Origin of the sequence: Allohoeflea poritis, from assembly GCF_027889715.1 — a bacterium.
Taxonomy (GTDB): Bacteria; Pseudomonadota; Alphaproteobacteria; order Rhizobiales; family Rhizobiaceae; genus Hoeflea_A; species Hoeflea_A poritis.
Window position 1 is genome coordinate 310,451 of sequence record NZ_JAPJZH010000001.1, and the last position, 25,838, is coordinate 336,288.

General features: G+C 61.0%; 25 protein-coding genes. 13 read left to right on the top strand and 12 right to left on the bottom strand.

The annotated features are described in order from the left end of the window. Window positions 1-116 precede the first annotated feature (116 nt). The 3 genes from OOZ53_RS01580 to OOZ53_RS01590 all read left to right on the top strand — a co-directional run bounded on the left by OOZ53_RS01580 (window position 117) and on the right by OOZ53_RS01590 (window position 2,294). Entirely contained in the window at window positions 117-764 is a 648-nt protein-coding gene (locus OOZ53_RS01580) for a hypothetical protein (RefSeq protein WP_271087535.1), read from the top strand. Beyond that, window positions 761-1,756, top strand: coding sequence for a hypothetical protein (locus tag OOZ53_RS01585; protein WP_271087537.1), 996 nt, complete (start codon window positions 761-763; stop codon window positions 1,754-1,756). Before OOZ53_RS01580 ends, OOZ53_RS01585 begins: the two co-directional genes overlap by 4 nt. A 160-nt stretch (window positions 1,757-1,916) precedes the next feature. Beyond that, the gene (locus OOZ53_RS01590; RefSeq protein WP_271087538.1) at window positions 1,917-2,294 is read left to right on the top strand and encodes an iron chaperone; all 378 of its coding nucleotides are present in this window, start codon (window positions 1,917-1,919) and stop codon (window positions 2,292-2,294) included. A 145-nt stretch (window positions 2,295-2,439) separates the two neighbouring features. Here the strand turns inward: OOZ53_RS01590 and OOZ53_RS01595 are convergent, their stop codons facing one another. The 7 genes from OOZ53_RS01595 to OOZ53_RS01625 form a co-directional block, all read right to left on the bottom strand. After that, window positions 2,440-2,856, bottom strand: a complete 417-nt coding sequence (locus OOZ53_RS01595) for a VOC family protein (protein ID WP_271087539.1) — start codon at window positions 2,854-2,856, stop codon at window positions 2,440-2,442. Between the two features lie 299 nt (window positions 2,857-3,155). Beyond that, complete coding sequence (locus OOZ53_RS01600; RefSeq protein WP_271087540.1) at window positions 3,156-4,466, bottom strand: TRAP transporter large permease; 1,311 nt, start codon at window positions 4,464-4,466, stop codon at window positions 3,156-3,158. Further along, the gene (locus tag OOZ53_RS01605; RefSeq protein ID WP_271087541.1) at window positions 4,466-5,005 is read right to left on the bottom strand and encodes a TRAP transporter small permease; all 540 of its coding nucleotides are present in this window, start codon (window positions 5,003-5,005) and stop codon (window positions 4,466-4,468) included. The genes OOZ53_RS01600 and OOZ53_RS01605 overlap by 1 nt, the downstream gene beginning before the upstream one ends. 29 nt (window positions 5,006-5,034) lie before the next feature. After that, window positions 5,035-6,048, bottom strand: coding sequence for a TRAP transporter substrate-binding protein DctP (gene dctP, locus OOZ53_RS01610; protein WP_271087542.1), 1,014 nt, complete (start codon window positions 6,046-6,048; stop codon window positions 5,035-5,037). Between the two features lie 68 nt (window positions 6,049-6,116). Beyond that, window positions 6,117-6,734, bottom strand: coding sequence for a 3-isopropylmalate dehydratase small subunit (gene leuD, locus OOZ53_RS01615; RefSeq protein ID WP_271087543.1), 618 nt, complete (start codon window positions 6,732-6,734; stop codon window positions 6,117-6,119). Further along, entirely contained in the window at window positions 6,731-8,125 is a 1,395-nt protein-coding gene (leuC, locus tag OOZ53_RS01620; protein WP_271087544.1) for a 3-isopropylmalate dehydratase large subunit, read from the bottom strand. Before leuC ends, leuD begins: the two co-directional genes overlap by 4 nt. Beyond that, complete coding sequence (locus OOZ53_RS01625) at window positions 8,122-8,916, bottom strand: GntR family transcriptional regulator (RefSeq protein WP_271087545.1); 795 nt, start codon at window positions 8,914-8,916, stop codon at window positions 8,122-8,124. The genes leuC and OOZ53_RS01625 overlap by 4 nt, the downstream gene beginning before the upstream one ends. Window positions 8,917-9,060: 144 nt before the next feature. Here OOZ53_RS01625 and OOZ53_RS01630 point away from each other — a divergent pair, with 144 nt between their 5' ends. The 6 genes from OOZ53_RS01630 to OOZ53_RS01655 are packed head-to-tail and all read left to right on the top strand — an operon-like array spanning window position 9,061 to window position 16,225. Continuing rightward, window positions 9,061-9,621: a tautomerase family protein gene (locus tag OOZ53_RS01630; protein ID WP_271087546.1), complete on the top strand. Its 561-nt coding sequence runs from the start codon at window positions 9,061-9,063 to the stop codon at window positions 9,619-9,621. Beyond that, window positions 9,618-11,312: a hydantoinase B/oxoprolinase family protein gene (locus OOZ53_RS01635; RefSeq protein WP_271087548.1), complete on the top strand. Its 1,695-nt coding sequence runs from the start codon at window positions 9,618-9,620 to the stop codon at window positions 11,310-11,312. Before OOZ53_RS01630 ends, OOZ53_RS01635 begins: the two co-directional genes overlap by 4 nt. Further along, on the top strand, window positions 11,309-13,366 hold the full coding sequence (locus OOZ53_RS01640) for a hydantoinase/oxoprolinase family protein (protein WP_271087549.1): 2,058 nt from the start codon (window positions 11,309-11,311) through the stop codon (window positions 13,364-13,366). The genes OOZ53_RS01635 and OOZ53_RS01640 overlap by 4 nt, the downstream gene beginning before the upstream one ends. A 1-nt stretch (window position 13,367) precedes the next feature. Further along, the gene (locus OOZ53_RS01645) at window positions 13,368-13,973 is read left to right on the top strand and encodes a cysteine hydrolase family protein (protein WP_271087550.1); all 606 of its coding nucleotides are present in this window, start codon (window positions 13,368-13,370) and stop codon (window positions 13,971-13,973) included. After that, window positions 13,970-14,830: an isocitrate lyase/PEP mutase family protein gene (locus OOZ53_RS01650; RefSeq protein ID WP_271087551.1), complete on the top strand. Its 861-nt coding sequence runs from the start codon at window positions 13,970-13,972 to the stop codon at window positions 14,828-14,830. The genes OOZ53_RS01645 and OOZ53_RS01650 overlap by 4 nt, the downstream gene beginning before the upstream one ends. Before the next feature lie 3 nt (window positions 14,831-14,833). Beyond that, a complete protein-coding gene (locus tag OOZ53_RS01655; protein WP_271087552.1) occupies window positions 14,834-16,225 on the top strand; it encodes an FAD-dependent oxidoreductase in 1,392 nt (463 codons plus the stop codon). A gap of 83 nt (window positions 16,226-16,308) precedes the next feature. On the opposite strand, the gene OOZ53_RS01660 is transcribed toward OOZ53_RS01655, so the two are convergent. Next, a complete protein-coding gene (locus tag OOZ53_RS01660; RefSeq protein WP_271087553.1) occupies window positions 16,309-17,421 on the bottom strand; it encodes an AI-2E family transporter in 1,113 nt (370 codons plus the stop codon). Window positions 17,422-17,676: 255 nt separating this feature from the next. Between OOZ53_RS01660 and OOZ53_RS01665 the strand changes: the two genes are divergently transcribed. After that, window positions 17,677-18,402: an SH3 domain-containing protein gene (locus tag OOZ53_RS01665; RefSeq protein WP_271087554.1), complete on the top strand. Its 726-nt coding sequence runs from the start codon at window positions 17,677-17,679 to the stop codon at window positions 18,400-18,402. A 264-nt stretch (window positions 18,403-18,666) separates the two neighbouring features. After that, window positions 18,667-19,758 carry a Glu/Leu/Phe/Val dehydrogenase dimerization domain-containing protein gene (locus OOZ53_RS01670; RefSeq protein ID WP_271087556.1) on the top strand — a complete coding sequence of 364 codons (1,092 nt, stop codon included), beginning with the start codon at window positions 18,667-18,669 and terminating at the stop codon, window positions 19,756-19,758. Window positions 19,759-19,862: 104 nt separating this feature from the next. Here the strand turns inward: OOZ53_RS01670 and OOZ53_RS01675 are convergent, their stop codons facing one another. Together OOZ53_RS01675 and OOZ53_RS01680 are read right to left on the bottom strand one after the other, a co-directional pair. Further along, window positions 19,863-20,282, bottom strand: a complete 420-nt coding sequence (locus tag OOZ53_RS01675) for a Ros/MucR family transcriptional regulator (protein ID WP_271087834.1) — start codon at window positions 20,280-20,282, stop codon at window positions 19,863-19,865. A 518-nt stretch (window positions 20,283-20,800) separates the two neighbouring features. Then, complete coding sequence (locus OOZ53_RS01680; RefSeq protein ID WP_271087557.1) at window positions 20,801-21,787, bottom strand: AraC family transcriptional regulator; 987 nt, start codon at window positions 21,785-21,787, stop codon at window positions 20,801-20,803. Window positions 21,788-21,896: 109 nt separating this feature from the next. Here OOZ53_RS01680 and OOZ53_RS01685 point away from each other — a divergent pair, with 109 nt between their 5' ends. Then, window positions 21,897-22,349, top strand: coding sequence for a cupin domain-containing protein (locus OOZ53_RS01685; protein WP_271087558.1), 453 nt, complete (start codon window positions 21,897-21,899; stop codon window positions 22,347-22,349). Between the two features lie 98 nt (window positions 22,350-22,447). Beyond that, window positions 22,448-23,935 carry a flavin-containing monooxygenase gene (locus tag OOZ53_RS01690; RefSeq protein WP_271087559.1) on the top strand — a complete coding sequence of 496 codons (1,488 nt, stop codon included), beginning with the start codon at window positions 22,448-22,450 and terminating at the stop codon, window positions 23,933-23,935. Window positions 23,936-23,998: 63 nt separating this feature from the next. On the opposite strand, the gene OOZ53_RS01695 is transcribed toward OOZ53_RS01690, so the two are convergent. Together OOZ53_RS01695 and OOZ53_RS01700 are read right to left on the bottom strand one after the other, a co-directional pair. Beyond that, on the bottom strand, window positions 23,999-24,889 hold the full coding sequence (locus OOZ53_RS01695; protein ID WP_271087560.1) for a DMT family transporter: 891 nt from the start codon (window positions 24,887-24,889) through the stop codon (window positions 23,999-24,001). 170 nt (window positions 24,890-25,059) lie between these two features. Beyond that, complete coding sequence (locus tag OOZ53_RS01700; RefSeq protein WP_271087561.1) at window positions 25,060-25,701, bottom strand: hypothetical protein; 642 nt, start codon at window positions 25,699-25,701, stop codon at window positions 25,060-25,062. Window positions 25,702-25,838 lie beyond the last annotated feature (137 nt).

Consider the following 25,838-nt stretch of genomic DNA (forward strand, 5'->3'; position numbering starts at 1 on the left):
TGTCCCAAAATCACTATGGCGCGGCATCCGGTCGGGCGGGCGCTTCCACCGCATTGAGTTTTTGCCGGAAATGAGCAAGCCTCTTTACGGCACCTGTAGTCGGACCGGGCGGTTTCATGGATTGGTTTGATATCATCACACAGCTTCGCGACATGATCGGTCGCGCCCTGTGGTTTGACCCGACCGTCTATGACACGGCGACCATGGACGACCGCACCCGGTTCGTTTCGACCATGGTCGTCTTTCTGGCGGGCATGTCGCTTTTGCTGGGCCAGTGCTTTGCGCTCTTTCTCGTGTCGGCATCGCCGGTCGGCTTTATCCTGGGTCTGATCTTCAGCGGCGTTTCGCTGACCGTGCGGCTCGGAACGTGGGTATCCTGTTCCGTGCTTTCCGCCGCCATCATATTCGGCGTCGTGACCGCACCATGGAATTTCATATCGGTCATATTCGTCGCCACCGCGCCGCTCGTCTTCGGCTTCCTGGCGGTCCTGCCGAGCATCGGCATCGTCATTTCGTATATACTCTACGGCTGGACGTGCCTGACCATGATGTACGGGCTTTTCTACGGCGCGCAGGTTCCCTTTCTCCCCGGCGCCGTGTGCATGCTTTCGGGCTGGGTTGCGATCTCGTTGCTTGAACGGATGTTCTTCACCAAAAGCAGCGCCGCGCAAAGCGGCGGCTTTCTCTTTGCCAGCCGTCAGCTTTCGCGCTTCACATCCGACCAGGTTCTGGAATTCGTCAAGCAAAGGGTCCGCAACCGATGACCGATATCCAGCAGTTGCTGTTCGGGGCGTTCCTCATTGCCAGCGTGATGCTGTTCGTCGCGTTGATCACCGCCCCTTTCGAGGCGATGACCTGGTGGTCGCGCTGGACCGCCGGGCCGGACGAGGATGTGGACGACGAAAATCACCGTGCTCGCGCGATGATGCCGGATGAAAGCCGCCTGGCGGAAACGAAAGCGGTGGTGTTTTACGTGACAGGCATCGGCACGATCACCGGCGAACGGCATCCGAAGCTGGAGCAGCATTTCCTCGACGAGCTCAAGCTTCGCTTGCCCTATGTGACCGTCATCGAGGATTTTTTCCCCTATTCGCCAGCCGGCATTCCGCTGACCGGTCAGCGTATCTTCGCCCGCTTCTGGCGGTTCTCCGGACGGCACCGTGCGTTCGTCACGCAAAACCTCATCCGCCTGCGCAACATGTTCCAGGTTCTGGTCGCTGCCGACGGGCGTTACGGACCGATCTACAGTGCCGGCACCTTCCGCATCATACGGGAGAAACTTCTGGAAAACGGCCATGCGCCGCAGTCGCACCAGCCCGTCATCCTGCTCGGCTATAGCGGCGGCGCGGAAATCTCGCTGGGCGCTGCGCCGTTCCTGCATGGCGCGTTTCAAAGCCGCCTCACGCTGCTCTCGCTCGGCGGCGTGCTTTCCTCGCACGCCGGCATCGCATCGCTCAACCGCATCGTCCATCTGGAGGGCTCGACGGACCGCGTTTCCCGGATAAGCGGCCTGTTCTTCGTCCACCGGTGGCGGATCTTTGGCTCCTCCTACTGGAACAAGGCGCGCAAGCAGGGCCTCATCTCCAAAATCCGCCTCAAAGGCATCAGCCATAACGGCCCCGGCGGCTACCTCGACGCCCACACGCGCACCACCGAAGAGGGTCCGAGCAATCTCGAACGGACGCTTGAGGCCATCAAAAAGGTCGTCGATCAGGAAATCGAGGCCAGCAGAACGGGTATAGAACCATCCGCCTGACATGGTTCGCCGGACATCGGCTTAATCCAAACCACAAAATGACCGCTTCGCGCGCAACACCGATTTACTTCGTTTTTTTGAGCTGAAGAGATGAGATATATACTGGCGGTATCTTAAGGGTACAGATTTGCCCACAAAAGGGATCAGACAAGATTGAACCATGCTGAGTGATGCGAAGACCCCATCTGAGTATATTGAGCAGCTTGAGAATGATTGGCGTTGCGAGAAATTGCAGGAAATCCGCGCCCTTATCAAAAAGCAGGCGCCGCAACTGGATGAGCGCATTCACTATAAGATGCTGGGTTACGGACACGGGGACAGATATGTCTTCCACCTCAACGCGCAAAGGCAATATGTCAGCCTCTATGTTGGAAATGCCTCCAAAATCGACCCGGATAATGCGTTGTTGCAGGGCCTGAATGTCGGCAAGGGCTGTATCCGTTTCACCAAGACGAAAAAGATAACGGAAACGCGGATCGATGAGTTCATTGCCCGCGCAATCGAGATGTGGCGCGCTGGCGAAGACGTCGATTGCTGAGAACAACGTGGTTCCCGACATGCATATGGAAGAAAACTCTCCCTTTTGAAGGACGGCTCTGTCCGCACAGCATTCGCTGAGGGCGAAGGGCATCCGACTGAGCTATGTACCAAACAAGGCGGTACGCCAGTTTCCGCAAAAGACCCTATCCGTCCCGTCCGGGTTCGTTCGGATCGTTTGAAAAGAGTGCGATCTTGTTGCCTTGGGGATCGCGAAGGTAGCCGACATAAAATTGGGGCCCATAGGCATCACGGAAACCCGGTTGGCCTTCGTCGCTTCCGCCTGCGGCCAGCGCGGCCGCATGAAGGTCGCGAACCTGCTTTTGACTGCGGGCCTGGAATGCGACCATGGTACCGTTGCCAGCCGAGGCCGGCCGTCCATCGAAGGTCGGCTTTACGTAGAAATCCGGCGGGGCGACGGACTGACCGGGTTGTATGGGCAGCGCATAGCTCAGACCCTCAGGCCCCTCCTCCAACCCGTAGTCGAGGGCCGGCAGGAACGCTGAATAAAACCGTTTCGCGCGAGCGATGTCATCGACACCGACAGTGACATAGGCAATCATACGGTGTGCTCTTTTCCGGTGTTTGCTTGTGGCAACGCGTTTGATGCGAGATGGTAGGCAAACACATGCCCCGGTTCAATAACGACCTCGGAAAACCTCTCTTGGCGGCCAAGGGCAGATGGTGGTGCGGTTTACACACTCGTCTTGTTCCATTGCTTCGCAGTCGCAACGCATACGCACCTTTCGGATTTCCGCCGTGCCACATGGCGTTGGATCGCCGGTATTTTTCGCGATTTCACCGAACTCGCCCGGGTGCCGAAGAGCAATCACGCCAATGACCAACGGGCAATCAGGAGGCCCTATCCGGCCTGCGGCAACCATGTGGCGATCGGTGGGAACATGATCAGGAGTGCGACCAGGATCAGCGAGCACAAAATAAAGGGGAGCGCCGAGAAGTAGATTTCACGCATCGTCGTGTCCGGCGGGGCCACGCCCTTCATGACGAAGAGCAAAAGCCCGAAAGGCGGCGTGGTGAAGCTGATCTCCAGCGCCAGCAGCATGATCAGGCCAAACCAGATGGGGTCGAAGCCGAGACTTGTGGCCAGCGGGAAGAAGATCGGCACGGTCAGGAGCATCATCGAGATCTGTTCCATGAACATGCCGAGGATCAGCAGCACACCGAACATGATGAGCAGCATGAAGATCGGGTCGAAGTCGAAGCCGGTCGCCCAATTGATCAGGCCGCGCGAGGCACCGGAAAAAGCCAGAAGCTGGCTGAATGTCGCCGATCCGAAGACGATCAGATAGGCCATCAGCGTGACTCTCAAGGCGCCGCGAATGGAGGCCTTGATCGCCTGCCAGGTCAGACAACGGTAAATGAGCGCCAGGATCAGGACGCCGAGCGCGCCGAAGGCGGCGGCTTCCGACGGGGTGACGATACCGTTGATCATCATCATGACAATCACCACCATCAGACCGATCATCGGAACAACGTCCGTCATCAGGAGTTTGATCTTCTCGGCAAAGGAATGCGGCGGCACCTCATAGGCCGGCGCGGCGGCGGGATCGAGTCTGGTCTGCAGAAAGATCGTGCCGATATAGAGCGCCGCCAGGATCAGGCCGGGAATGATGCCGGCGATCAGCAGTGCGCCGACGTCGATTTGCGCCAGTGTTGCCAACAGCACCGCCAGCGCGGAAGGCGGGATGATGATGGCGAGCCCCCCGGTGCCGAGAATCGGGCCAATCGACATATAGCGCTTGTATCCGCGCTTCGACATTTCCGGGACCATCAGCGAGCCGAGCAGCGCGGTCGAGCCCATGGAGGAGCCTGACAGCGTGGAGAAGCCGGTGCCGCCGAGCACGGTCACATAGCTTAACCGGCCGGGCAGCCTGCCGAGCAGCTTGTCGATTGCCGAGAACATGCGCCCGCCCAGGCCGGTATGGAAGAAGATCTCGCCCATCAGCAGGAAGAGCGGAATCGGCACCAGCGCGAACTTCGTCAATGCGCCCCAGCCATTGTTCAGGAGTGCGACGATGCCGCGCTCGCCACCCATGAAGATCCAGGCGCCTATGATGTTGGCCGCCAGGAACGCCAGCGCCACGGGCATCCCCATGGCCATCAGGAACATGATGCTGCCGATCAGCAGCGCGAGCGCCTCGTACCACTCCATTATTCGTGAATCCCCGCCTCGCCGGAATGCATCAGGTTGGGGCCGAAGACGAAACGGGAAAACTCCACCGCCATCAAGGAGAACGCGATGGGAAACGTGATCGTCAAAAGCCAGCGCGGGTAGAAATATGCGCGCACGTCATAGTCGCTGCGTTCGATATTGGTGAGGAACAGTTCCAGCCCGTACCAAGCCAGGATGAGCGAAACCAGGACGCATGCCGCCGCGACCGTCCGGCTGACAATCCGACGCAGATACGGCGGCAGCGCCGCCGTCACCAGTTCGATATGCACGTGTCCCTTTTCGCGCACGAGCCAGGGTGCGCCAAGCATCGTCATGTAAAGAAGACCGTATTCGGCGGATGTAAAAAGCCAGGCCCATGGCTGGACCCCGAAGTTTCGCATCGCCACGGACAGGACGACGGACACCATCAGCCAGACCAGCGTTGCCGCTGCGATAAGCGCCATGGAGTAAAGCAGCGCGTCATAGGCTCGGATCAGAATGCGCATGGTCGAACTGATGCTTGAAAAACCCCGGGACATCAATGCCCCGGGGATAAGGTTGACGTGGCTTACTTGTCGGCGTCCGGATCGTAGAAGAGTTCGATCAGGCGATCATAGTTGCCGGTGCCCATGGAATGTTCGGCCATCAGGCCTTTCATCCGCTCCCAGTTCTTTTCACGGGCGGCAAGCAGGTAGTTGGCTTTCGCCTCGCCTTCCAGCGACACGACGTTCATGCCTTGCGCGTCGAGCGCGGCGAAGTCCTCGTCACGCTTGGCGCGCAGCGCATTCACACTGTCGATCTCGTGCTGGATCGCCACATCCTGGACGATCTTCTGGGCCTCAGGGCTCAATTTGTTCCAGCGATCGAGATTGACGATCACGCCGAGGTCGGTCGAGAAGAAGCACGGTTCGATCCGGTAGTTCAGGAACTCGTTCCACTTCAGGTCGATCAGTCCGATTTGCGTCCAGCCGGTGGCGTCAACGACACCGCGCTGAAGTGCGGCGTAGACCTCTCCGGTCGGCAGGTCGATCACCTGCGCGCCGAGATAGTTTGTGAAAAAGGCGTTGTAGACGGCGTTGCCGCGCAGCTTGAGACCATCGACTTCAAGATTGCCGTCGGCATCGAAGCTCGGCGCGTCCCGTGTCCAAAGGTTGTAGCAGACGCCGCTGTCGAACCAGCCGAGATATTTGAGGCCCATCTTCTCCTGATGGATCTCGTCGATCAAAGCGATTCCGCCATTTTCACGGGTCTCAATCGCCGTAAGGTTGGAGGCAACGAGGGCGTCCTTTTCGGGCAATGCCCCGCCGTAGAACGAGCCGGGCGTATAAACCATATCGACGATCCCGTCGCGCACGGCGTCGGGCTGCTGGAACATGCCGATCGCTTCTGGCCCGCCTCGAACCTCGATCTGGACAACGCCCTTGCCTGCTTCATTCACCTTGTCGACGAACGACAGGAAGCTTTGCGTGTAAATCAGTGTTTCGGGGAAGGCATGGACGGCCGTGATGACCTCTTCGGCTTTGGCCACGGCCCCGATCGTCATGGAACCGGCGATGATACCGGCGGCGATTTGCATTTTCATGGGTTAATTCCTCCTATCCCAAGTGCCAGTGCCCTGGCTTTCGCTTTTGCGGGCGATACGCCCGATCGTCATCCGGCGGTTTGTCCCGCCGGAAATGCCCATGGCTGCGCCTTGGCGCGCCGGTCCCGGTATCGTGCGATGGCCGGGTGATGTTGTTCGGTCAGGTCGATATCGTCCCAACCATTGATCAGTTTTTCGCGCCAGGCGGCGTCGAGCGTGAAGGCAAGCTTTCGTGATCCGATTTCGATTTCACCGTGCTCCAGTTTGACCGTGGCGTGGACCGCGCCGCCGGCGAGTTCGTCGATCAGGGCATCGATTTCGGCCTCGTCGGCCTGCGCCGGCAGAAGCCCGTTGTTCACGGCGTTCGACGCAAAAATGTCACCGAAGCTGGGCGCGATGACGGTGCGAATGCCGAAATCGACAAGCGCATAGACGGCGGCTTCCCGCGACGAGCCGCTGCCGAAATTGCGCCGGGCCACGAGAATGCTGGCGTCGGGGACGCGATTGAGCGGGAAGTCGGGAACCGGTTGTTCCTCGCTGTCGAATCGCAGGTCGTACAGCAGAAACCGGCCATAGCCCTCGGCGCGCGGCGTTGACATGAAACGGGCCGTGATTAGCTGATCGGTATCGACACTCTCAAGATCGAGCGCGACTGCCTTGCCGGTGTGTCGGGTCCAGCCGCTCATGCCGCGGCCTCGCTGCCAAGCATCGGGCGCACGTCGGTCAGGCGGCCAGTGATGGCGGCGGCTGCAACCATGGCCGGAGACATGAGATGGGTGCGGGCGCCGCGGCCCTGCCGGCCACGGAAGTTGCGGTTGGTCGTCGAGGCGCAACGTTTGCCCGGTTCGACGCGATCGCCGTTCATGGCCACGCACATCGAGCAGCCCGGCCCGACCCAGTCGAGACCGGCCTCGGTAAAGATTTTGTCGAGACCTTCGGCCTCGGCCTGCGCCTGGACGAGACGCGAGCCGGGCGAGACGAGGCCGGGCACCTTCGCCCGGCGCCCTGACAGGACGGCAGCCGCTGCGCGCAAATCCTCGATCCGGGCGTTGGTGCACGAGCCGATGAAAACCTGATCGATTTCGACGTCAGCCAGCGCGCGGCCCGGCATCAATCCCATATAGTCAAGTGCTGCGCGGACCCGGCCCGCATCGGCACCGGAAAGGCGCGAGGGGTCCGGAACGGTGCCGGTGACGGGTAATGCGTCCTGCGGTGACGTACCCCAGGTCACGATCGGCGCGATATCGGACGCCTCAAGCGCAACCTCCTTGTCGAAGGCCGCATTGGCATCCGAGGAAAGCGTCTGCCAAAAGCCGATGGCGCGGTCGAGGTCTTCGCCACCGGGCGCGAAGGGTCGGCCGCTGACATAGTCAAAGGTCGTCTGATCCGGTGCGACCATACCGAAGCGCCCGCCGCCTTCGATCGACAGGTTGCAGAGCGTCATCCGCTCTTCCATCGTCAGGCCGCGCACGGTGTCGCCGGCATATTCGATGGCATGTCCTTGTGCGCCGTCCGCCCCGAGCATTGCGATCCAGGCCAGTGCGAGATCCTTGGCGCCGACGCCCGATGCAAGACGGCCGGTTACGGTGATCCGCATGCTCTTGGGCTTCTTCTGCCAGACCGTTTGGGTAGCCAGGACATGGGCAACCTCCGTGGCGCCGATCCCGAATGCCAGCGCCCCGAAGGCGCCATGGGTCGAGGTATGGCTGTCGCCGCAATTGATGAGCAAACCCGGCAAGGTCAATCCCTGCTCGGGCCCGATGACGTGCACGATACCCTGCCGCGGGTCGTTCAATCCGAAGCAGATGATGCCGTGGTCACGCGTGTTGTTTTCGAGCGTCTCGATCATCCGGGCGATTTCCGGGCTTGCGGCCGGCCCGCGCGTTGGCGCGTAATGGTCGACGACGCCGAAAGTAAGCCCCGGCTCGGCCACGGTGCCCCCACGCCCGGCAAGCTTGGCGAAAGCGTGATGCGAGCCTTCGTGCACAAAATGGCGATCGACCCACATCAGTGAAGCGCCGTCGTCGCGGCGATGGATCTCATGGGCGTCCCAGAGCTTGTCGAGCAGGGTTTTCATTCGTCCTGCGCCCCGATCACCGGTTCCCAGTGACGGGCCTCTCCGGCGCCAACCCGGTTCAGCGTCATCTCCAGACGGAACAGGTCCGGCCGGTATAGCGCCGACAGGTGCTCGACGCCCCGACCATCGGAATCGCGCACAACCCGGCGCAAGGCCAGGAGCGCCGATCCGACCGAAATGCCGAGCGCGTCAGCCACATCGGGCGTGGCAAGCGTTGCCGTTACGGATTGGTGTGCACCCTCGACCTTCACGCCGCTGCGTTCAAGCAGGCGAAAGAGCGGTTGCGTCGCCAGGTCCGCCTCATCGTAACTGCGCGCGATGTCTTCCGGGACATGGGTGGTCAGGTGGGAGAACGCCTGCCCGTCCGACAGGCGCACGCGAACGGCTGTCTGGACCTTGCCGTCCTCTGGCAGCCCCAGCGATCTGGCAACCGCGGAAGGTGCACGCTCGTATGAGAAAGACAAAAGCCGCGCGGTTGTTCGCTTGTCAAACTCGACCAACTGCGGGATCAGCGTGGCGAAGTTGGCGGCAATCTTGGAATCTGATCCGCTGCGTGGAACAACCACCGAGCCGGCACCGGTTCGTTTTTCGATCCAGCCGTCGGCGGCCAGTGCATCGAGCGCGCGCCGGATAGTGACGCGGCTCACGCCATAGCTGTCAGCGAGGCGGTTCTCGCCGGGCAGAAGCGAGCCCTCCGCGAACCGGTCATTGGCAATATCATCCCGCAACAACAGGTAAACGCGGCGGGCCTTGCCGCCTTCGGGTAGCGCCGTCTGCGTGTGAATGGTCACAGCCCTGCGTCTCCTGTTTTATGCCCCAACATGAAATTGACACCAGTCGGCCCAAGCCGACCTGACATCTCTTCCTTTGTTATTTTGATCTTTCCATATCCCAAAACCTGTTATATGAAAAGCACAGATTTTAGGAGAATGAGAATGCCGATCGTCGAGGCGCATATACTCGAGGGCTATGCGTCGGAGGAAAAATCCCGACTGACTGCGGCCCTGACAGACGCCGTACGGTTTGTCGTTCCCGCCCCCGATGAGGCGATCACCGTCATGCTCCATGAGTACCCGAAGGAGGCCTATGCCCGCGGTGGCGTGCATCGGGCGCCAGCGCCGGCACTGCCGAAACCGGACCGTCTGGTTCTCGATTATCTGGCAGCGATGGAAGCGCGAGAACTTGAACGCGCCGAGGCCATGCTGGGCGACAGCTTTGTGATGGCATTCCCCGGAACTGCGCCCATGACCGCACTCGCGCAGCTCGTTGACTGGTCGAAATCCCGGTACCGCTTTGTGAAGAAGAGCTACGAAGCAGTCGAAGCTTTTAACAGTGGCGGCGCCGCAATCGTCTATGCCCGCGGCACCCTTTCAGGTGAGTGGTTGGACGGGGCGGCCTTCGAGGGAATCCGGTTCATCGACAGGTTCGAAGTGGTCGGCGGCAAGATCGTCCGGCAAGACGTCTGGAACGATATTGCCGAGGTGCGCGCGCAATGAGTGAAGCGATCGACCCGATTACCCTCGCCGTCCTGGCGGGCCGAATGGAGCAAATCGCCGATGAAATGGATGCGACCCTGTTTCGCGCCGCATTCAACCCGATTATCGCCGAGGCGCATGACGCCTCGCACGGGCTCTACCACTCCGCAACAGGCGACACGCTGGTTCAGGGCAAGTCTGGCCTTCCGATTTTTGTTGGCGTGATGTCATTTGCCGTCAAGGCGGTGATCGACAAGGCGGCCGAAGCTGGCGACCTTGCCGACGGCGATATCTACATCTTCAATGACGCGCATCTTGGAGGGACGCATCTGTCCGACATGCGGCTGGTGCGACCGTATTTTCGCGACGGCGAGCTGTTCTGTTACCTCGCGAGCGTCGGCCACTGGCACGATGTCGGCGGCGCGGTGCCCGGCAACTACAATCCTTCAGCGACGGAAGCCTTTCAGGAGGCGTTCGTCTTGCCGCCCGTCAAACTGGCGCGCGGGGGCGTGGTCCAGCAGGACATCATCGACATCCTGATGCGCAACACCCGCCTGCCCCAATCGGCCATGGGCGATCTGAACGGCCAGCTCGGAGCTCTCGATCTGGGCGTCAAACGCCTCGATGAACTGCTTGACGAATATGGTTCTGGCACGGTCCGGGCCGCCCTGGATGCTCTCGGCGACCGGGCCGAAACGCTGATGCGGGCCGAGCTCGCCGGATTGCCCAATGGCCGCTGGGAGGCCGAGGACTATCTCGACAATGACGGGATTACCGACACGGCCCTGCCCATTCGGGTCGCGCTGGAAATCGACGGCGACCGGATGGTCCTGGACTTCGAGGGAACCGCACCGGTCACCGCCGGCCCTGTGAACATTGCGCTGCCGACCGCTGTCGCAACGGCCTATGTCGCGATCAAGCATATCTTTCCGGATCTTCCCGCCAATGCCGGCGTCATGCGGCCGATCGACGTTCGCGTTCCGGACGGCTCGCTCCTGTCGGCAGAGTTCCCGGCCCCCGTTGGCGGTTACACAGAGACGATTTTGCGGATGATCGACGTGATCTTCTCCGCTGCGGCGCAAGCGGCCCCGGACCGGGCCGTCGCCAACGCCTATGGGACCATCAATGCCTTGTCCATCGCGGGCAAACGCTCCAACGGCCAGCCCTGGGTGATGTTCAGCTTCTACGGTGGCGGCCATGGCGGCAGCATCGAAACCGACGGTTTGAACCATGGCAATGCTCCGATCTCGACGGCGACGATCCCGCCAATGGAAATTCTCGAGGCGGCCTATCCGGTGATGTTCCGTCAATGGGCACTCCGGCAGGATAGCGCCGGAGCGGGCCGGCATCGCGGCGGACTGGGCGCTGTCTATGAGATTGAATTGCTCGAAGAAAAGGCCGAGGCATTCTTGTTTGGAGAGCGTGGGCGGTTTCCCCCGCAAGGAGTCGCCGGTGGCGAGAGCGCCGCGATGAATGAATTCCGCTACGAGCAGACCGATGGCTGGCAGCAGCCGCCGCTTGCATCGAAGATGCTTGGCATCAAGCTGGTTCGTGGCCAGGCCGTCCGTCTGGAGACGCCGGGTGGCGGTGGTTATGGCCACATGGCTGACCGTTCGCCGAAGGCGATCGCGCGGGATGTGGCGCTCGGCTATCTGTCTCCAGAAGCCGCGACACAGACCTACGGCCCCGCCTGGAAAGAGGCGGCACAATGACGAAGATGATCGGCGTCGATGTCGGCGGGACGTTTACGGATGTTTTCGTGCTCGACGAAGCCGCGGGCACCGCGGAGGTGGCCAAGGTGCCCACCACGCGTCCGGATCAGTCCGGCGGATTTCTCGCCGGGATCTCGCGCCAGGTGGAGACGCTTTCAACGGTCGGCACCGTCATTCACGGCACAACGGCCGGCACCAACGCGCTCCTGGAGCGCAAGGGCGCCAAAATCGGGATCATCACAACACAAGGCCTGCGCGATGTGCTGGAAATGCGCCGTCGCGACCGGCCGCGCACGTGGGGACTGCGTGGGGATTTCCATCCTGTCGTCTCGCGCGATCTGCGGCTCGAAGTGCCCGAACGCACATTGGCGGACGGCTCGATCCGCACGCCGGTCGATCTGGATGCGGTGCGCGCCGCGACCACGCAGCTTCTGGACAAAGGCTGTCTGGCCGTCGCGATCCTCTTTGCAAACGCCTATACCAATCCGGAAAACGAGGAGAAGGCCGTTGCTCTCGTGCGCGAGCTCTGGCCCAATCCGCATGTCAGCGGATCGGCGGAGATCCTGCCCGAGATCCGCGAGTTCGAACGGTTCTCCACCACGGCGCTCAACGCCTATCTCCAGCCGGAACTGTCCGGCTACATCAAGCGGCTCGACGAGGCACTGAAGGATGCGGGCTTTGGCGGCGAGTTCATGATCGTTCAGTCGAACGGCGGCGTCATGGGAACTGACACCGCATGCCGTCTGCCGGTGCGCACTGCACTGTCGGGACCGGCGGCGGGTGTTATCGCGGCCGGGCGCATCGCACAAACAGCGGGCTTCGACAATGTGATCACCGGAGATATGGGCGGCACCAGTTTCGATGTCGCATTGATCGCCGATGGGGAGTCCATGTTGGCGCCACAGACCTCGATCGATTTCGGCATGGTTGTGCGCACACCAATGATCGAGATCACGACGATTGGTGCGGGCGGCGGATCGATCGCCTGGGTGGACAAGGGTGGCCTTTTGAACATTGGTCCGGAAAGCGCGGGCTCAACGCCGGGGCCTGTCGCCTATGGGCAAGGGAACACCCGGCCGACGGTCACCGACGCCAATGTCGTGCTCGGTCGGATTGACCCTGACAGCCCGATCGGCGGCACGCTTGATCGGCTCGACGTGGAGGCGGCTGCCAAGGCGATCGACGTCCATGTGGGCGAAAAACTGGGCCTGACGACAACCGAGGCAGCAGAAGCCATTCTGCGGGTCGCCAATTCGCGCATGGCCGGGGCCATCCGGCTGGTAAGCATCGAGCGCGGCTTCGACCCCAAGCGGTTCGCATTCATGCCGTTCGGTGGTGGTGGCGCGCTGCACACCGGCGCGATGCTAAAGGAGGTGGGCATCGGTCGTGCGATCGTGCCGAGATATCCGGGCGTGACCAGCGCGATGGGGTGTGTGATCGCCGACATGCGGCAGGATTTCGTGCAGACCATCAACGCGATGACCGGAGCACTCGACGTCGCAAGCCTGCGCGAGGTCATGCAGCATCATGTCGACGACGGGCTTGCCATGCTGGATGCGGCGCAGTCCCGCTTCGACGCCAGGGACACGGTGTTCGAGCTCGACATGGCCTATGTCGGCCAGACTCACACCGTGGCTGTGCCCTTCCCCGTGGCGGTTAAAGACGGCCGCGTTCAAGAAACCACGATATCGGAGATCGAGGCTGCCTTCGACGCCGCCTATGAGACGACCTACGGACGTCTGCTCAAAAATGGTACGCGACGTGTAATGAACTTGCGAACGGCTGTCATCGGCCGACGGCCGAAATTCGACCTGACCGCTCTGGCCCCTCAGGGCGGAAGTGTCGATGAGGCGCGACTGGGCACGCGCAGGGTCCACTTCGGAAATACCTGGCACGAAACGATAATCTATGACCGCCTCGCCCTGCCCGTCGGTGCGGAAATCCCCGGACCGGCCATATTGGTCCAGCCGGACACCACCGTTCTGATCGATCCCGGCCTGACAGGACGGGTCGATCGCTACGGTAACACGATTGTCGAGCCGGACGAGGACTGAGATGACCCAGACGATTGACCCGCGGCGCACCGCGCTGCTGACCATCGATCTCCAGAATGATTTTCTGCACCCTGAAGGTGCCTATGGACGGGCGGGCCACACCTCCGAAGCGATCTCTGCGCTCCCGGAGCGGATCCGGCCATTGGTGGACGCGCTACGCGCAAAGGGCGGCACCTATATCAGTGCCCAATTCACGCTCGTTCCCGGACCGGGCGACGAACCGCTGATCGCGCCGCATCTGAAAAAGCTGCGGCCTTTCCTTGGCAAGGGCGATTTCGCGCCGGGCGCCTTCGGACATGCGCTCGTCGAAGAACTGGCCCCAGCCGATTACACGGTCGAGAAGGTGGCCTATTCCGCTTTCTACCAGACGCGACTGGAGTACATTCTGCGTGCGATTGGCATCGACACGCTGATCGTAGGCGGTATTGTCACAAATGGCGGCGTCGCCAGTACGGTGCGCGACGCGCATCTTCGCGACATCCACACCGTGCTCCTGTCGGACGGATGCGCTGCGTTCAAATCACAAGTGCACGAAGCAACGCTGGTGTCGCTCGGTTCGATCACGTCAATCCGGTCAAGCGCTGACATGTTGGAAGAATTGACATGAGTCTGATGTCACGGCTGCGAGAGCCGAACATTCTGATCGCCCCCGGCGTCTACGATGGTTTAACCGCGGCGCTTGCTGCGGAGGCCGGTTTCGAAGCGCTCTATCTCTCTGGTGCTGCGGTTGCTTACACCCGCCTCGGGCGCCCGGATATCGGGCTGACGTCAGTCAGCGAGGTGGCCGAAACGATGGCGTTGATCCGCGACCGGGTGGATCTGCCGGTGATCATCGACGCCGACACCGGATTTGGAAATGCGCTGAATGCACAGCGTACGATGCGTCAGTTCGAGCGTGCCGGAGCGAACGCGCTGCAGCTTGAGGACCAGACCTTCCCGAAGCGATGCGGGCATCTTTCCGATAAGTCGCTTATCCCCGCAGGTGAAATGGCCGGCAAGATCGCGGCCATGGCCGATGCGCGCCAATCCGATGAAACACTGATCATCGCCCGGACCGACGCAATCGCCGTCGAGGGCATCGAGGCGGCGATGGACCGTGCCGAGGCCTATGTCGCTGCCGGTGCCGACATTCTGTTCGTCGAGGCCCCGCGGTCCGGCGACGAGTTGCGCCGGGTTGTCGACCGGTTTGGCGAGCGCGTGCCGTTGTTGGCCAATATGGTCGAAGGCGGCGCAACCCCCTTGCAAAGCGCTACGGACCTGGAGGCTCTGGGCTACGACATCGTCATCTTTCCCGGCGGGATCGTCCGGGCGCTGGCCCGGACCGCGGTCGATTACTACGCCAGTTTGCACACCCACGGGACGAACCGGCCTTTTGCTGATCGGATGTTCGACTTCGGCGGGTTGAACGACCGGATCGGAACGGACGAGATGCTCAAATCGGGCAAGCGCTACGAGTCCGGTTGACGCATGCGTGTACGCCCGACACCAGAGGCCCCTTTTGACCTGGAAGTACCCGTTCTGATTATCGGTGCAGGAGCCAGCGGAATGGTGGCGGCGCTGGCGGCCGCCGATTCCGGCTGCGAAGTCCTGGTCATCGAAGCCGATCCCATGCCTTCAGGCTCCACCGCACTTTCCGCGGGTCTGATCCCCGCCGCTGGCACACGCTTCCAGCGCGACGCCGGCATCGACGACGATGCTGAACTCTTTGCCGCCGATATTCAGGCCAAGGCCAAGGGCGAAAACGCGCAGGCCTTGGTTGACCTGCTCGCCCGGAACGCCGGGCCTGCGATCGAGTGGCTGGCCGACCGTTTCGACCTGCCATTTTCGGTCGTGACGGATTTCGACTATCCCGGCCACTCCCGGCGCCGGATGCACGGTCTGCCGAGCCGTTCCGGACGCGAACTCGTCGACCGCCTGCGGGCCAGTTGCGAGTCCCGGGGCATCGACATCATCTGCAATCGGCGGGCGGTAACATTGTTTCGGGATGAAGACCGTATCACCGGTGTCGAAGTGGAGAGCCCCGACGGAACGGAGAGCATCGGATGTGAGGCCCTCATTCTCGCCTGCAATGGTTTTGGCGGCAATCGCGACATGGTGGCCCGCTTCCTGCCCGAAATCGAAGGTGCCCTCTGGTTCGGTCACGACGGAAACAAGGGCGACGCGGTTATCTGGGGCGAGGCGCTGGGTGCCGACTGCCATCATCTTGGCGCCTACCAGGGGCACGGCAACGTCGCCACGCCGCATGGCATCTTGATCACCTGGGCCGTCATCACCGAGGGCGGAATTCAGGTCAACGTCAATGGTCGCCGGTTCTGGGACGAAAGCCAGGGCTATTCAGAGGCGGCACGGGCGGTTCTCGCACAGCCGGACGGCGTGGCCTGGACGATCTTCGATGCCCGCATCGCGGCCGTCGCGCGACAGTTTCAGGATTTCAAGGACGCGGAGGCAGCCGGCGCGATCCGCACATCGGACACGTTGGATGAACTATCGGCGATCTGCGGGCTGCCCGAAGGTGCTCTGACGCTGACGCTGGGTGCGATCCCGCACGCCGGAGCCGACAATTTTGGCCGCGTGTTTGGTCGCCCGCCGCTCGAACCGCGCTATTGTGCGGTGAAGGTCACCGGCGCGCTTTTTCACACCCAGGGCGGTCTGAGCATCGCTTCCGACGCACGTGTGGTCGGCAAGTCAGGTGACGTGTTTCCCAACCTCTTCGCCTCCGGAGGCGCAGCGGTGGGTGTCTCCGGAAGCGGTGACAGCGGATATCTTTCCGGCAACGGACTGCTCGCCGCGGTGGTCCTGGGGCTGATTGCGGGACGGAGCGCCGCGCAACAGACAACGAAAGAGCAAGCGGGCACCTGAAGAAACCACGGGCGTGCCGCCAACCGTCAATTGCGAATACGCATTGAGACGATAGACGTCGATGTTCGGATGCGCCGGCATCTTCAGCCCGAACTGACCGGCTGTTGCGCGCTCTTGTCGTCGGCGGTCCTCGCCCCTCGCCTGTTGTTGCCGAAATTGCCGTCCTGGGAAAGCAGGATGGAGATCGGCCGGGTCGGTTTGAATTCCGCCAGCACAATCACCACGACCGATGTCATCGGCACGGCAAGAATCGCGCCACCGATGCCCCATAGCGCATACCAGACGGTCAATGAAATCAGGACGACGAAGGGGCTGAGATTCATGGACCTGCCGAGCAGCCGGGGCTCAACGAAGCCGCCCATGAAGATCTGCGAGGCGCTCAAGCTGATCAGGACGATCAGGATTGCGTCGATCGAGCCGAACTGGGCCGCCGTCAGCAGCACGGGAAAAGCGACGCCGACCATCGAGCCCACATAGGGAATGTAATTCAACACGCCGATGAGAACGGCGAAGAAACCGGCGAAATCGACGCCAATGAGGCGCATGCAGACATAGCTGATCAGGCCGAGCAGAACATTGACCAGCGTCTTGACGGTCAGATAGTTGCCGATGCGTTCGTTGACGCTGCCGACGACTTCCATGATGCGCTTGGCGTCCTGCTGGGTTGAGGCGGCCTGTATGATCTTGCGGCTGAAATGCAGCCGCTCGGCCATCAGAAAGCTCGCGTAGAGAAAGACGACGAAGACCTGGCCGCCGAGAACCGAAACCGACGTCACGGTCGTGCTGATGATGCGCTGCAGATCGATCTGCCCCAGCACGAGATTACGGATCGTGCCCCATGAGGGTTCGTCATCGATGCCGAGCATCTTGGCGATGTCGCCGACGAAACCGAGAAGCGTCGCCTGGTACTGGGGCGCAAGCGCAATCACCTGCTGGATATTGTCGGCGAACAGCACGACCAGGAGAAATCCCAGGAAGATGAAAACGAGAAGCGCCGCAAAGTGGCGCAGCCAGAGCGGTGTCCATGAACCGATGATCGGCACCCGCCCCAGGCTGGTTGCCACCGTGCTCAGAACATAGACGGAGATGATGCCGGATATGATCGGAATGAAGATGGGTTTGCCGATCCGCAGGATGAAGCCCACCATGATCGCGAAAGCAAGGCCGTAGACGAGGTTACGAAAGCGGTTGTTCATACCGGTCTCCAATCTGCCACCGCCACCGGTGCGCGCCGAAGTGTTCTGCGAATAGGACTGTTTGGCAAGTCATATCCCGATTGTCGGCAATTGTCTTCGCTGCGTGATGCCGGCAGATGACGAAATGTCCGGTCTGCGGGACAGTACGCCGCCTTCACTGGTTTCTACTCCCAAAGTCGTACTTGCGGCCGCCACAATTGGTCACGACATGCGCGGCATGAAACCCGAAACATCAACAATCGAATCGAACCAACCATGATAAAACGGATACTTACGGGTCTTGTCGCTATCGTCGGCGCTTCCACGATTACGGGCGCCGCCCAGGCCGCAACATCCAGCTACACCACCGCCAATGTGAATTTGCGCGCGGGTCCGGGCACCAGCTATCCCGTCGTCGTCACCGTGCCGAACGGGACGCCGATCACGACCTATGGCTGCCTGGACGGTTACAACTGGTGCGACGTTTCCTGGGGCACGGAGCGCGGGTGGATGTCCGCGTCCTACATCCAGATCACCTATCAGGGACAGCCGCGCATCATAACCCCGGCCATTGCGCCGGCTGTCGGCCTCACTGTGGTTGTCTATAACCGTGCCTATTGGGACCGCTATTATTACGGCCGCCCCTGGTACAGGCATTGGGACCGCTACTACCGGCCGCCGCCCCACGCAGGGAAACCGCCGAGGGCCGTGCAACCCTTGCCGCCGCGGCCGCCAAAGGCCAATCCGCGCCCGCCGCAGGTCGTGCAGCCGATACAGCCGCGTCCGCCGCGTGCAACGCAGCCAAAGCCACGCCGTCCTCAGGCAGTGCAGCCCATACAGCCGCGCCCGCCAAAGGCCGCGCAGCCATCGCAGCCGCGCCGGCCACAGGCGGTCCAACCCGTCCAGCCGCGCCAACCGCGGGCAACGCAGCCCCGCATGGGCCAGAAAAGGGCCATCCAACCGCGACAGGGACAAGGTCAGCGCAGAAACCGGCGTGGTTAGAACGATCGCTTGAGCCTGGCCAATGGCGGTCCATGTTTCCGCCATTGGCTGCTCCGCGCGACCGCATCGCGGTGCGCCCAAGCTCATGTTTTGTCCGCAATATCTCCGGAATGCCGAGCCGCCGCCGATCAAATAACTGTGTGTATGCGCGGCTTTAAATCCACGGTGCCGAGGATCATATAAAATAGTACAAGCAGCGCCGATTCGCTTCGGCTACCAGTTGATATGGCACCGGTATCGCGTCGATATTCCGGGAGATTGTCGATGGAACTTACATCGAAGAACACACACGCACATGCCATGAATCCGTCCGGCTTCGATCATCCGGAATTCGACGGCCATGAGAAGGTCGTGTTTGGGCACGATGCCGGCGCGGGACTTTATACGGTCATCGCCATTCACGACACCCGACTCGGCCCGGCTCTTGGCGGATGCCGCATGTGGCCCTATCCGAACACCGACGAGGCACTCACGGATGCTCTGCGCCTGTCGCGCGGCATGACATACAAGAACGCACTCGCCGGGCTCGATTATGGCGGCGGCAAAGCGGTCATCATCGCCGATCCCAAAAAGGACAAGTCTGCCGATTTGATGCAGGCCTTCGGCAGAAAGGTCGATGCGCTTGGCGGTCTTTATATTACCGGCGAGGATGTCGGCCTGACCCCGGCGGATATGGAAGCGATCGGCAGCGCAACTGAACATGTGCGCGGCACCTCGAAAACGCACCGGGGCGACCCCTCGCCTTACACCGCGCTTGGCGTCTATTGCGGCATTCAGTCGGCGCTCGGACACCTTTACGGCTCACCCGATCTTCGCGGCCGCACTGTGTCGGTCCAGGGGCTTGGGAATGTTGGATTCACCCTGGCGCGCTTTCTTCACGATGCAGGCGCAAAGCTTGTCGTTTCGGACATTAATAGCAACGCGGTTGACCGCGCGGTCGCCGCGTTTTCTGCGAGGTCAGTCGATACGCGGGACGCCCACACGGTTGAGGCGGATGTGTTCGCGCCTTGCGCACTCGGTGCCGGTATCAACAGCACCACCATCCCACAACTCGGAGCTCCGATTATCGCCGGCTCGGCAAACAATCAGCTTGCCGAACCGTCCGACGGCAAGACCCTCGCCGAGCGCGGCATTCTTTATGCGCCGGATTATGTCATCAATGCCGGCGGCGTGATTGCGCTGGCCCGGCACGACGTGGAGGACGACGTGCTTGAGGCCGATGTCCGGGGCATCGGTGAAACACTCAAGCAAATCTTCGAACGGGCAAAAGTTAAAGGTGAAGCAACAGCGTCCGTGGCGGACCGGATCGCCGAGGAACGATTGTCTGCGGCCGACAACAAGAACGGGCGCACCTGACGCCCGTTCCTGATTTCAAATATCCTGCTGCATCTTGAAGCTCAAGATCCTCTCCTGAACCTTTCGGGCAGGTTCCGCAGCGCGATTCCGCGATCGGGAGCCGTTTATTTGCCGCGCTTATGGCCCAGCTTCATGTCCTTGGCGAGCTTGGATCGCTTTTCGGCATAGGCGGGTGCCACCATCGGGTAGCTCGCCGGCAGGTTCCATTTCGCCCGATAGGCCTCCGGCGTCAGGCCGTGATAGGTCATGAGGTGACGTTTCAGCGACTTGAATTTCAATCCGCATTCCAGGCAGGTGATCAGGTCGTCCTGCAGCGACTTCTTGATATTTACGGCAGGCTTCTGCTGCGTGTCGACCTTGACTTCTTCCGTCGCCGTTGTCGAGCCGAGTGCCGAATGTACTTCGGCAATCAAGTGCGGAAGATCGCTGGTTTGCACGACATTATTACTGACATAGGCCGCCACGACATCTGCGGTTAACTCAACAAGCCGGTCCTCGCGGCCTTGTTCCATGGTCTCATTCATTTTGCGCCTCAAAATTTTTGTTTGTTGTTTTCTGCAATCCACGGTTACCGCCACGAGATACCTGCATCGAAAAAGGTGAATTGCATCTCTCTGATTATAAGATAAGAAGTATCTGATCAATATAAGAATTGATTATGCGGCACCAATTACTTTTCAATATTTTCTATATTTAGTTTTTTGAATGCTTTGAGATATATCTCACACACAGACTTGAACACCCAATGTGTACATGAGGGCCTAAATGGCTTGATTTTCGAAGGAATGAGCCTTTTTGCATCCGATTGGCGATCCAAAAATATATGTCACACCAGTTTATCCGGCATTCCGACAAAAATTCGCATTCGCCTTTTTACCAAAATTCCACAGGTTTTATGGATAAAATCGATTTTTTAAATGCCGGGCTCAATATATTTTGGCAAATAGGCAAATAAGCTGAATCATGGCACCGCCACGTATTTCCCATCACTTTTGTATTTGGGGCTACGCTGGAAAGAAACCGGATTTGGTGACTGTTATTACTATTGCCTTAGTAATTTTGAAGCAGATTTTGTGCTGCTCGGAAGTTCGCCGTATTCTGCGGCGTAATACTGTGAGAACCGGCCGAAATGCGGCATTCCCCACTTGGCTGCGACCCGTGCGACCGTGGCGTCGCAATGGCCCGACGCAAGCTCCTGTCTGATTTGCATGAGCCGTTCTTTTCGAAGCGCCTGCATGGGGCTCATCGAAAGGCTTTTCATGAATTCATACTGCAATGCCCGCACCGAAACATCGGCCGCGGCGGCTATGTCGCTCAGCGCAATCGGGTGTCGGGCGTTTTCGGCGATAAAGCGCCGCGCCCGCGTGACATAGCCCGGCGCAAGGGACGCAGGGTCGTCGTGGAAAAACTGGCTTATGTTGCTCGGCTGCAAGCGCAGGAACATTGCCATCAGTTCCTCTTCGAGCAGCCGTTGCGCGTGGCCTGAATCGGCGGTGAACAAGCACCCTTCGTCGGCGGCGGAGTAGATCGCCATCACCCGCTTGCGCCAGTCCCGTGCAGCCTTTCGGGCAAAGGATATCTGCGGGTCGAAAACGAGCGGTGTTGTTATCGCTCGCCCGATCAGGCGTTCGGCAAACCCGGTCAGCGCCCGACGGTCGATGTAGATCAGCAGTTGCTCGCAACCGGAATACCAGACCATTCGCGTCGTTCGGTCCGGATTGAGAATTGTCCCGTTGCCGAGATCGGAATCGAATGCGATGCCGCCATTGGTAATCCGCGCGCCGCCGGCGATCGGGATCTGGATCAGGTAGAATTCCTGCAATTCACCGGGCTCGATCAACACCGTCGCCCCGTAGCGCATGTAGTTGATCGCCAGCATCGCACCGGGCGCGAAATGGTGGCACGCATCGAAAGCCGAGCGGTCGGCCAATGGCTCGAGCTTGTGCCCGCAGAACTTTCGCGCCACCATGTCACGTGCCTGTTCGGGATCGCCTGTTCGGAACAGCGCATATTGCGAAAGCGGTGTCATGGCATCGCATTCCGGTCGGTTTTTGCGCAAATCGGATAGACAGCGCGGCGGACCGGCTCCATCCTTCAAGCTTAAAATACATCTGGATACTGTCAATAGGGAGGAGACCATGACGCAAGATCTGGAAAAGGGCATCACCCGCACCGGAACGGGTTACGCCGACAAGACCTGGAACATTCTGGGCCAGACCTATTACCCGAAAGCCTGCTGCGACACGACGTTCGCCTTCGAGACCAATTCCGAGCCCGGCCAGTTCGTCCCGGTGCACGTCCACCCGACGCAGGATGAGTTCATTCTCGTCCAGGAAGGCGTTCTGGACCTGAAGCTGGACGGCCAGTGGGTCAAGGCCGAAGCCGGCGACCTGGTGCGCATGCCGCGCGGTATACCGCACGGATATTTCAACAAGTCCGACAAACCCGCGCGGGCCCTCTTCTGGGTCTCGCCGGCACGGCAGCTCGAGGAGCTGTTCAACAATCTGCACAATCTCGAAGATCCTGAAGAGGTGGTGAAGATCTCGGCCCGGCACGAGGTCGACTTCCTGCCGCCGGAAGCCAATGACTGACTAGGCGGACCGGCCGGACGCAAAGGCTCCGGCCCAATCAACAGCAACAATGACCGAGACCTGCCGGCGCCGCCGGCAGGCAATGAGGGAGATTTGCCATGGTCACGCGCAAGAAAGTGGCGATCATCGGGGCCGGCGTGAGCGGTCTTGCCGCCGCCAGGGTCTTCAAGGACAAGGGACACGACATCACCGTCATCGAGCGCAGCCACGATCTGGGCGGCGTCTGGGAGCCGTCGCGGTCCTATCCGGATGTGCAGACACAGAGCCCGAAGGATCTTTACCGCTTTACCGACAAGCCGATGCCGGACGCCTATCCGGAATGGCCCAAGGGGCCGCAGGTTCATGCCTATCTGGACGGCTATGCGGGCGATCACCGGCTGCGCGATCATATCCGGTTCAAGACGGCGGTCGTGTCCATGGCGCGGCGCGACGATGGTGCGCCGGGCTGGAAACTGGAAATTCTTCATGACGGCGAAACAAGCCATGAGGAATTCGACTTCGTCGCCGTCTGCACGGGACAATTCAGCGAGAAGAACATTCTGACGCATCCCGGCCAGGACGCTTTCGAGGAGGCCGGCGGATCGGTGATGCATTCCTCGGAATACACCGATCCCGAAACGGTCACGGGCAAGGACGTGGTGGTGCTCGGCTTTTCGAAATCGGCGACCGACATTGCCGTGCACGCCGCCAATAACGGCGCCAAATCGGTGACGATCGTCTATCTGGAATCGGTCTGGCGCATTCCCTATTTCATCGGCGGCCTCATCAACTTCAAACGCATCCTTTACATCCGCAAGCAGGAGAACATGTTCCAGGGCTGGGGCCTGTCGGCGATCGACCGGTTCAAATACGCCATTGCCGCGCCCTTCATCTGGGCCAATTGGCGGGCGCTCGAATCCCTGCTGACCATGCAGCTCAAGCTCAACAGGACCGGATTGCGGCCGAAGACCCGCATAGAGGACGGCGTCAACTGTTCGGTGCCGATCGTGACCCCCGGCTTCTTCGACCTGGTCGCTTCCGGGCGGATCAAGGCCATCCAGGGCACCTTCAAGGACTATGAGCCGGGGCATGTCAATCTGACCGGCGGAGAGACCGTGCCGGCGGATGTGGCGATCCTCGCCGTCGGATGGAAACTCGGCGTTCCGTTCCTTGCCGAAGAATATCGCAAGAAGCTGGTCGAGCCCGACGGCCAGTATCGCCTCTACCGCATCATCGCCAATCCGGATCTGCCGGATATGGGCTTTGTCGGTTTCAATTCATCCTTCTGCACCGTGTTGAGCGCGGAGATGGCCGCCAACTGGCTGGTGCGCTATGCCGACGGCATGCTGGAGAACCAGCCAAGCGATGAAGAGATGCGCGACAATATCGACATGATGCTGGACTGGCGGCGCAATGGCCGCCCGGCGGCGCAGGTCTATGGGGGCCTTTGCTCGGCGCCGTTCCACTTCATGCATTTCGACGAGCTGCTGGCCGATATGGGCGCCAAAACGCGCAAACGCAATCCGCTGGCCGAAAACCTCGCGCCGCCCAATGCGGATGCTTATGCCCGCTTCCTGGCGACGACCCCGGACTACACGGCCGCTTGAGCGTTTCGGCGGAGCGCCCTGCTCCGCCGGCCCGCCCGGCTGCGTGCAATGCGCGGCCCGTTGTCAGTTCATGAAGAGAAGGCCGCTTCCGGCGACGACGAGCGCAGCCCCGATCCACGCGCCGAGCGCCGGGCGCTCGCCGGTGGTGATCCACAGGACCGGCAGGATGAGCGCCGGCGATGTTGCCGAAAGGGTGGAGATAATTCCCACCTCCCCGCCCCTCAGCGCGAACAGAAGCAATGTCATGCCGAGCCCCATTCCGAGCATGCCGGAGACCGTAATCCAGCCGGCAAGGCCAAGGGTCAGCTTGCCGCGCTGGCGGAACCCGTGAAGCGGAAGCTGCATCAGCACGGTCAGGCAAATCGCCGCGACACCGACCCTGAGCGCCGAGGCCGCAACCGGGTCGACGCCGCTTTCCATGATCGGACGGGCGATGATCGAGCCGACGGACTGTGAAAGCGCGGCAATGAGGCCCAGCAGCACACCGGCCCAGACCGGCCCGGAGATGTTTTCCCAATGGTGGAGCTGCGAGCGCCGTTTTCCGAAGACGATGGAAAGGACGACCCCGGCGATCACCAGCGCGATACCGGCCAGGGCGCGCGCGGGCAGCGCCTCGTCGAGCAGCAGCCAGCCGAGAACGACGGACATGGGCGCGTTGGTGGCGAAGAGGATCGCCGTGCGCCGCGGGCCCATGCGGTTGAGCGTCAGGAACAGCGCCGTATCGCCCAGGAAGATCCCGATAAAGCCGGAAATCACGAGCAGCTCGATATGGTTGCCGCCGATGCTACTCCATCCGCCGGTCAGCAGCGCATAGGCGCTCAGAATGACGAAAACGATCGCCATGCGCGCCCGGTTGAAGGCAACGGCACCCAGTTGTCGCGACGGCGACGCGGATACAAGGCCTGCAACGGCCCAGCACAGCGCCGCGCCGAGGGCCGCCGCTTCATAAAGCATGACGGACGATCCGGCTGCGGTCGTGGTTTCGGCATGAAAAATGCGCGGCTGGTTTGTAGGCCATCCGCGCATTGTTAGAGCATCGGGCGACAATATTGAACCATTTGACCGGCTTGCCCGATGCGCCATATCGCGTCTCGCCGATTCGGCGAGCGCTGACTTGATGATCGCTACATGCCGGTCAGACGGACATTGTCCTCAAAATCCGCGAAGGCGCCGGCAAACGGCAGCATCGGCCATTTTCTGACGAGATTCTGGCCGTAGCGGTCCGTGAATTCGACATGCATGTGCAGCGCCTCGCCGGACTGATCCGAAAAGGCCCGCACGAGCGCATCGGCCGCCGGTCCGGAGAAACTGCATTCTCCGTTTTCGAGGCAGATGTCCTTGTCCAGCCGCCAGACCGGAAAATCCTCACGCGCGAGATAGAAGCCGCCGCTTTCGAACGCCAGGCCGTTCTCCATGTCAAAGGTGATGCGCAGCCCGTCGCCGTCCTGCCGGATGGTGGCGGCGATCGCGCCGAAGCGGTCATGGGCATCGGACCCCTCGGAGGGGCCGAAGCGGTCGATCAGGCGCAGATAGCAGCGCTCCGGGGCAGGTTCGCTTGTCCGGCCGGCACCCTGCCCTTTATTGGGCACACTGACCTCACAGATCGATTCCCACGGTCCGAACCGGCTATGTCGGGTGGTCGACCATTCGCCGCCTGCCACTTCGGTCAGCCCTTGTTCCGCATCGCCGGTGATCGCCGGGGTAAAGAAACCAAAAGCCAGCCCTGAGGCCACCAGCGCAGCGGCGGCCACGGTCATGTTTCGCATTGTTCTGCTCCGTTCATTCGCACGGAAAACCTTTTCGGGTCAGGCTGTTAGCCGTTTTTTCCCGCAGGTGTCTTATCCGGCGAAGTTACAAATTTCGATATGGTCATCTTTTCGTGACGAACAAGTCTTGATGAAAT

Excerpts from the sequence above, each read along its gene's own strand:
- OOZ53_RS01580 (WP_271087535.1), top strand. The coding sequence starts at position 117 with ATGGATTGGTTTGATATCATCACACAGCTTCGCGACATGATCGGTCGC.
- OOZ53_RS01585 (WP_271087537.1), top strand. The coding sequence starts at position 761 with ATGACCGATATCCAGCAGTTGCTGTTCGGGGCGTTCCTCATTGCCAGC.
- OOZ53_RS01590 (WP_271087538.1), top strand. The coding sequence starts at position 1,917 with ATGCTGAGTGATGCGAAGACCCCATCTGAGTATATTGAGCAGCTTGAG.
- OOZ53_RS01595 (WP_271087539.1), bottom strand. The coding sequence starts at position 2,856 with ATGATTGCCTATGTCACTGTCGGTGTCGATGACATCGCTCGCGCGAAA.
- OOZ53_RS01600 (WP_271087540.1), bottom strand. The coding sequence starts at position 4,466 with ATGGAGTGGTACGAGGCGCTCGCGCTGCTGATCGGCAGCATCATGTTC.
- OOZ53_RS01605 (WP_271087541.1), bottom strand. The coding sequence starts at position 5,005 with ATGTCCCGGGGTTTTTCAAGCATCAGTTCGACCATGCGCATTCTGATC.
- dctP (WP_271087542.1), bottom strand. The coding sequence starts at position 6,048 with ATGAAAATGCAAATCGCCGCCGGTATCATCGCCGGTTCCATGACGATC.
- leuD (WP_271087543.1), bottom strand. The coding sequence starts at position 6,734 with ATGAGCGGCTGGACCCGACACACCGGCAAGGCAGTCGCGCTCGATCTT.
- leuC (WP_271087544.1), bottom strand. The coding sequence starts at position 8,125 with ATGAAAACCCTGCTCGACAAGCTCTGGGACGCCCATGAGATCCATCGC.
- OOZ53_RS01630 (WP_271087546.1), top strand. The coding sequence starts at position 9,061 with ATGCCGATCGTCGAGGCGCATATACTCGAGGGCTATGCGTCGGAGGAA.
- OOZ53_RS01635 (WP_271087548.1), top strand. The coding sequence starts at position 9,618 with ATGAGTGAAGCGATCGACCCGATTACCCTCGCCGTCCTGGCGGGCCGA.
- OOZ53_RS01640 (WP_271087549.1), top strand. The coding sequence starts at position 11,309 with ATGACGAAGATGATCGGCGTCGATGTCGGCGGGACGTTTACGGATGTT.
- OOZ53_RS01645 (WP_271087550.1), top strand. The coding sequence starts at position 13,368 with ATGACCCAGACGATTGACCCGCGGCGCACCGCGCTGCTGACCATCGAT.
- OOZ53_RS01650 (WP_271087551.1), top strand. The coding sequence starts at position 13,970 with ATGAGTCTGATGTCACGGCTGCGAGAGCCGAACATTCTGATCGCCCCC.
- OOZ53_RS01655 (WP_271087552.1), top strand. The coding sequence starts at position 14,834 with ATGCGTGTACGCCCGACACCAGAGGCCCCTTTTGACCTGGAAGTACCC.
- OOZ53_RS01660 (WP_271087553.1), bottom strand. The coding sequence starts at position 17,421 with ATGAACAACCGCTTTCGTAACCTCGTCTACGGCCTTGCTTTCGCGATC.
- OOZ53_RS01665 (WP_271087554.1), top strand. The coding sequence starts at position 17,677 with ATGATAAAACGGATACTTACGGGTCTTGTCGCTATCGTCGGCGCTTCC.
- OOZ53_RS01670 (WP_271087556.1), top strand. The coding sequence starts at position 18,667 with ATGGAACTTACATCGAAGAACACACACGCACATGCCATGAATCCGTCC.
- OOZ53_RS01675 (WP_271087834.1), bottom strand. The coding sequence starts at position 20,282 with ATGAATGAGACCATGGAACAAGGCCGCGAGGACCGGCTTGTTGAGTTA.
- OOZ53_RS01680 (WP_271087557.1), bottom strand. The coding sequence starts at position 21,787 with ATGACACCGCTTTCGCAATATGCGCTGTTCCGAACAGGCGATCCCGAA.
- OOZ53_RS01685 (WP_271087558.1), top strand. The coding sequence starts at position 21,897 with ATGACGCAAGATCTGGAAAAGGGCATCACCCGCACCGGAACGGGTTAC.
- OOZ53_RS01690 (WP_271087559.1), top strand. The coding sequence starts at position 22,448 with ATGGTCACGCGCAAGAAAGTGGCGATCATCGGGGCCGGCGTGAGCGGT.
- OOZ53_RS01695 (WP_271087560.1), bottom strand. The coding sequence starts at position 24,889 with ATGCTTTATGAAGCGGCGGCCCTCGGCGCGGCGCTGTGCTGGGCCGTT.
- OOZ53_RS01700 (WP_271087561.1), bottom strand. The coding sequence starts at position 25,701 with ATGCGAAACATGACCGTGGCCGCCGCTGCGCTGGTGGCCTCAGGGCTG.